This window comes from Bradyrhizobium sp., assembly GCF_049798375.1.
Classification (GTDB): Bacteria; Pseudomonadota; Alphaproteobacteria; order Rhizobiales; family Xanthobacteraceae; genus Bradyrhizobium.
This window is the reverse complement of sequence record NZ_JBARGP010000116.1, coordinates 1-5,052: the sequence shown is the minus strand read 5'-3', so window position 1 is coordinate 5,052 and position 5,052 is coordinate 1. Positions and strand designations below refer to the sequence as shown.

At 67.1% G+C, this 5,052-nt stretch carries 6 protein-coding genes; 2 read left to right on the top strand and 4 right to left on the bottom strand.

All coding sequences use genetic code 11. From position 1 onward, the window contains the following. Positions 1-445: adenosylcobinamide-GDP ribazoletransferase (locus tag WA702_RS05385; RefSeq protein WP_425109503.1), on the top strand; the 445-nt coding region annotated here is incomplete at its 5' end. Between the two features lie 5 nt (positions 446-450). Here WA702_RS05385 and cobD read toward each other — a convergent pair. Continuing rightward, positions 451-1,479: a threonine-phosphate decarboxylase CobD gene (gene cobD, locus WA702_RS05380; protein WP_425109502.1), complete on the bottom strand. Its 1,029-nt coding sequence runs from the start codon at positions 1,477-1,479 to the stop codon at positions 451-453. A gap of 19 nt (positions 1,480-1,498) precedes the next feature. Between cobD and cbiB the strand changes: the two genes are divergently transcribed. Continuing rightward, positions 1,499-2,470 (top strand): adenosylcobinamide-phosphate synthase CbiB, encoded by a 972-nt coding sequence (gene cbiB, locus WA702_RS05375; RefSeq protein WP_425109501.1) that lies wholly within the window; start codon positions 1,499-1,501, stop codon positions 2,468-2,470. On the opposite strand, the gene WA702_RS05370 is transcribed toward cbiB, so the two are convergent. From WA702_RS05370 to cobU, 3 genes are all read right to left on the bottom strand, one after another. Next, positions 2,463-3,947 (bottom strand): cobyric acid synthase, encoded by a 1,485-nt coding sequence (locus tag WA702_RS05370; protein ID WP_425109500.1) that lies wholly within the window; start codon positions 3,945-3,947, stop codon positions 2,463-2,465. The two genes, cbiB and WA702_RS05370, sit on opposite strands and share 8 nt — an antisense overlap. Positions 3,948-3,951: 4 nt before the next feature. After that, the gene (gene cobO, locus WA702_RS05365; protein ID WP_425109499.1) at positions 3,952-4,560 is read right to left on the bottom strand and encodes a cob(I)yrinic acid a,c-diamide adenosyltransferase; all 609 of its coding nucleotides are present in this window, start codon (positions 4,558-4,560) and stop codon (positions 3,952-3,954) included. A 20-nt stretch (positions 4,561-4,580) separates the two neighbouring features. Beyond that, positions 4,581-5,052 (bottom strand): bifunctional adenosylcobinamide kinase/adenosylcobinamide-phosphate guanylyltransferase (cobU, locus tag WA702_RS05360; RefSeq protein WP_425109498.1); only part of this gene is annotated, 472 nt, incomplete at its 5' end.

Below are 5,052 nucleotides of genomic sequence, written 5' to 3'. Positions count from 1 at the left end.
GCCCGATCGTTTTGTCGCGGTGCTCGGTGATCCCCATGCCGGCAGCTTCGCTGTGGTCGCGATTGGCCTGCAGATCGTGGCCAAGCTGGTGCTAGTCGCGCATCTATCGCCTGCGATGGCGCCGTGGTCTTTCTCTTGGGCGCTGATGCTGATTCCGGCGTGGGCGCGCTGGGCGACGCTGATCTGCAGCAAGACCTTGCCGTCGCTGAAGCCTGGGCTTGGTGCCAGCGTCGCGAACAGCGTGAGCTGGCCTGTTATCGCGGGCTGGGGCACGCTGCTCGCGATTGCCGCGCTGCTTGGTGCACGACCGACATTGCTGGCGCTCGTCTTCGTGCCCGTCATCGCCTTCTATTGGCAATGGCGGCTCGGCGGCATCACCGGCGATTGTCTGGGCGCCAGCATCGAGGTGACGGAGACGCTGCTGCTGTTCGCCTGCGCGTTGTAACGATTTCAGCTGGCGGCGAGCGCGGCTTCGAGCCGCTGCCAGTCTGCTTCGCATCCGGGCAAGCCGAACCGCAGCCAGGTCGCGCTGTAGGGAAATCGCCTGACATGAATGCCGTGGCGCGCGAGCCGATCGGCCAGCGCCTGCGCATCCGCACGCTCGGCCAATAGGAACAGCGGCGTGCCGCCGATGATCCTGCAGCCGGCCGTGACCAGCAGATGATCGAGACGCCGGCTGTCGGCTGCGAACCGTTCACGCGCGCCCCTTAACCAGTCATTGTCGGCCAGCGCCGTGGTGCCGATCGCGAGCGCTGGGCCGGACACCGCCCAAGGCCCGAGTTCGTCGCGCAGCCGATCGATCAGATCAGGCGCTGCGATGGCGAAGCCGAGCCGGAGGCCGGCAAGGCCATAAACCTTGCCGAAGGAGCGCAGCACGAGTGTCGAGGGCGGCAGTGCCGGCGCAAGGCTGACGTCGACGGGCAGCACATCGGCAAAGGCCTCGTCGACGACCAGAAGACCGCTGCGTTGCGCGAGCTTAGCCGCAAGCGCGGCGAGGCTCTCACGCGAGAGAAGGCGGCCCGTGGGGTTGTTCGGATTGACCACGACCGCGACCTCGGCGTGCGCGAGCGCAGCGACCTCATCGACCAACTGCACGCGATGGCCGCAGCGGCGCCAGCACAGCGCATGCTCCTGATAGGTCGGGCCGAGCACCGCGACCGTGCCTGATTTGCGAAGCCGCGGCAGGATCTGCAGCAGCGCTTGCGTTCCCGGGGCCGCAACGATGGCGGCGTGGTCGTGCACGTCATAGCGCGCAACGGCAGCGACCAGCAGGGCGTGCTCGTCCGCCTTGGTCGGCAGCCGCGACCAGGCATTGGCGGAAGGCGGCGGCACAGGATAGGGAATCGGATTGACGCCGGTCGACAGATCGATCCATGGCTTCGGCGCACCGGGATAGCGGCGGCTGATCTCATCGAGATTGCCGCCGTGAACGATCGCTTCCGGCTCCTCGCCGCGCGTGCTAGTCGCTCTGTCGTCCATTCCTGTCCTTCGGCGGTCGATGTTCGTTTCCTCAGCGCTTGCGGCCCTCGTGATCGAAGCCGCTGTCGGCTATCCGCAGGCGCTGGTCCGGCGCATCGGCCATCCCGTGATGTGGATCGGCGCGCTGATAGCATGGACCGACCGCTGCTGGAACAGGGCGCAGGACAGGTTCGCTGTGCGGCGCCTCTGCGGCATCGTGCTCGTGATTGCGCTGGTCGGCGCAATGGCGGCGACAGGCCTGCTGCTCACATGGTTCCTGCAACAGGCATTGTCTGCGTCATTCGCTACGATCGCAATCGGCCTTCTCGCGAGCAGCCTGCTGGCGCAGCGCAGCCTCCATCGACATGTGGCCGTGGTCGCGACCGGCTTAGAACAGGGCGGTGTGGAAGGCGGCCGCCGCGCGGTAGCGATGATCGTCGGCCGCGATCCCGACCGGCTTGACGAAGCTGGCGTCGCGCGGGCGGCGATCGAGAGCCTGGCTGAGAATTTTTCGGATGGCGTAGTGGCGCCGCTGTTCTGGCTGGCGGTCGCGGGCCTCCCCGGCGTCCTGACCTACAAGGCGATCAACACTGCCGACAGCATGATCGGCCATCTCTCCGAGCGTCATCGCGCCTTCGGCTGGGCCGCCGCGCGGCTCGATGACCTCATCAATTTGCCGGCGTCGCGTTTGTCTGCACTGTGGCTCGTGCTTGCAGCCTGCGTCACTCCGCGCGCGTCGCCGCGCGATGCATGGCATGCGGTGTGGCGAGACGCGGGCAAGCATCGTTCGCCCAACGCCGGCTGGCCCGAAGCTGCGATGGCCGGCAGCCTCGGCTTGCGGCTGGCTGGTCCGCGCGTCTATCAAGGCGAAATCGTCGACGACGCCTGGATGGGCGAGGGGCGGGCAGAGGCAGACGCCGGTGATATCAGGCGCGCGTTGCGGCTCTATCGCACGGCCTGCGTGATCCAGGCACTGGTTGTTGCCGCGCTCGCGCTGGCAGCGACTATCTGACGGGCAGAATCGGTTCGCGCGCCAACTTGAGGATGCCGTCGATCGCGATGTGGCGTTCGAGATGCGCCGCGAGCTTGTCCAGCGTCGCGTCCACATCAGCCTCGTAGTCGGTCACGTTGGACCACGTGCCCAGCGACGCCAGCCACCGCGCGCGCAAATCGTCATCGGCAAACAGGCCATGGACGTAGCAGCCAGCGATGCGGCCGCTGGCGTCGATTGCGCCGTCTTTGCGGCCGTCGTCGAAGCGCAGGAAAGGACGCGCGGTGTCGGCGCCGGTGGTCTCGCCGATATGCATCTCGTAGCCGCGGAACGGCGTGGTGTCGTCGGACAGCACGCCCGTGACGTCGCGCAGTGCCTTGTCCGGCGTCAGCGTCGTCGCGACATCGAGCAGGCCGAGGCCAGCGACCGAGCCGGCCGGCCCCTCGTAGCCGTCGGGATCGCTGACGATCTGGCCCAGCATCTGATAGCCGCCGCAGATGCCGAGCACGCGGCCGCCGCGGCGGACATGGGCGGCGAGATCGATGTCCCAGCCGGTCTCCTGCAGCGCCGTGAGGTCGGCGATGGTGGCCTTCGATCCCGGCAGGATCACGATTTCAGCATCGCCGGGAATCGGCTCGCCCGGACGCACGAAGCGAAGCTCGATGCCGTCTTCGAGCCGCAGCGGGTCGAATTCGTCGAAGTTGGAAATGCGTGGATAGGCGAGCACGATCGCCTTCGGCCGCCCGTCGGTGCTCGAATGCGAGGAAGATGGCAGGCCGAGCGCATCCTCCGCCGGCAGCCGCTGCGCATCCTTGAAGTGCGGCACGAGGCCAAGCGAGGCCCATCCCGTGCGCGCGGCGATGTCGTTCATGCCGCCGGCAAACAGTGCGGGATCGCCGCGGAACTTGTTGACCAGGAAGCCCGCGATCATGGCCGCATCGTCCGGCGCCAGCACCGCCTTAGTGCCGACCAGGCTGGCGATCACGCCGCCACGGTCGATGTCGCCGATCAGCACCACCGGTACATTGGCGGCGCGGGCAAAGCCCATATTGGCGATGTCGCCGGCGCGCAGGTTGACCTCCGAGGCCGAGCCGGCACCTTCGACCAACACGATATCGGCCTCGGCGCTGAGGCGCGCAAAACTGTCGAGCACGGCACTCATCAATTGCGGCTTCATGGCCTGATAGGCGCCGGCCTTGACATTGCCGACCACGCGGCCCTGCACCACGACCTGTGAGCCCACCTCGCTCTGCGGCTTCAACAGCACCGGGTTCATGTGCACCGAGGTGGGCAGCCGCGCCGCGCGCGCCTGCAGCGCCTGCGCGCGGCCGATCTCGCCGCCGTCGGCCGTGACAGCGGCATTGTTCGACATGTTCTGCGGCTTGAACGGCGCGACCTTCAGCCCACGCAAGGTCAGCGCGCGCGCCAGCCCCGCGACAACAAGCGACTTGCCGACATCGGAGCCGGTGCCCTGGAACATGATGGCGCGCGCAGTCATAACGTCAGAACTCGATGCCTTCCTGCGCCTTCACGCCGGCCGAGAAATGATGCTTGACGAGGTTCATCTCGGTGACGAGATCGGCGGCTTCGATCAGCTCGGCCTTGGCGTTGCGTCCGGTGACCACGACATGCAGGTCCGGCCGGCGTGCTTGCAAGATCGCGACGACGTCGGCGATCGGAAGATGGTCGTAGCGCAACGCGATGTTCAGTTCGTCGAGAACAACGAGGCCGATCGATGGATCGGCCATCAGTTCCCTGGCCTTGTCCCAGGCGCGTTCGGCCGCGGCGACGTCACGGGCGCGATCCTGCGTCTCCCAGGTAAAGCCTTCGCCGAGCGTGTGCCACGAGACCTGGTCGCCAAATGCTGCGATCGCCTTGCGCTCGCCGGTCTCCCAAGCGCCCTTGCCGAACTGTACGACGCCAATGCGGAAGCCGCCGCCGAGCGCGCGCAGCATCAGGCCCCAGGCCGCGGTGGATTTGCCTTTGCCTTTGCCGGTGTGGACGATCAGCAGGCCCTTCTCGATGGTCTTGCTGGCGGTCTCCGCATCCTGCGCCGCCTTGCGGTTCTCCATCTTGGCCTTGTGGCGTGCATCCTCAGTGCTGTCGGTCATGGCTGCAGTCCCTTGCGTTACTATTTCAATGTCAGCGGCAGGCCGGCGGCGATCAGCACCACGCGATCGGCACGCGCCGCGACTTGCTGGTTGAGGCGGCCCTGGGCGTCGCGAAAGCGTCGCGCCAGCGCGTTGTCAGGCACGATGCCAAGCCCGACCTCGTTGGAGACGACGACGATCGGACCTGTTGCCGTCGCAAGAGTATCGACCAATACGTCGCAGGCTGCGTCGACGTCACGGCCGTCGAGCATGACATTGCTGAGCCACAGCGTCAGGCAATCGATCAGGATTGTCTGGCCCGAACAAGCGTGCGCGGCGATGGCACCGACGAGATCGAGCGGGGCCTCGACAGTGTGCCATCCCTCCGCGCGGCGGCTCCTGTGCTGCGCGATCCGTGCAGTCATCTCGTCGTCGTAGGCCTGTGCGGTCGCGACGTAGATCCAGGGCGGCGGGGTTGCGGTCACCAGCCCCTCGGCATGGCGGCTTTTGCCC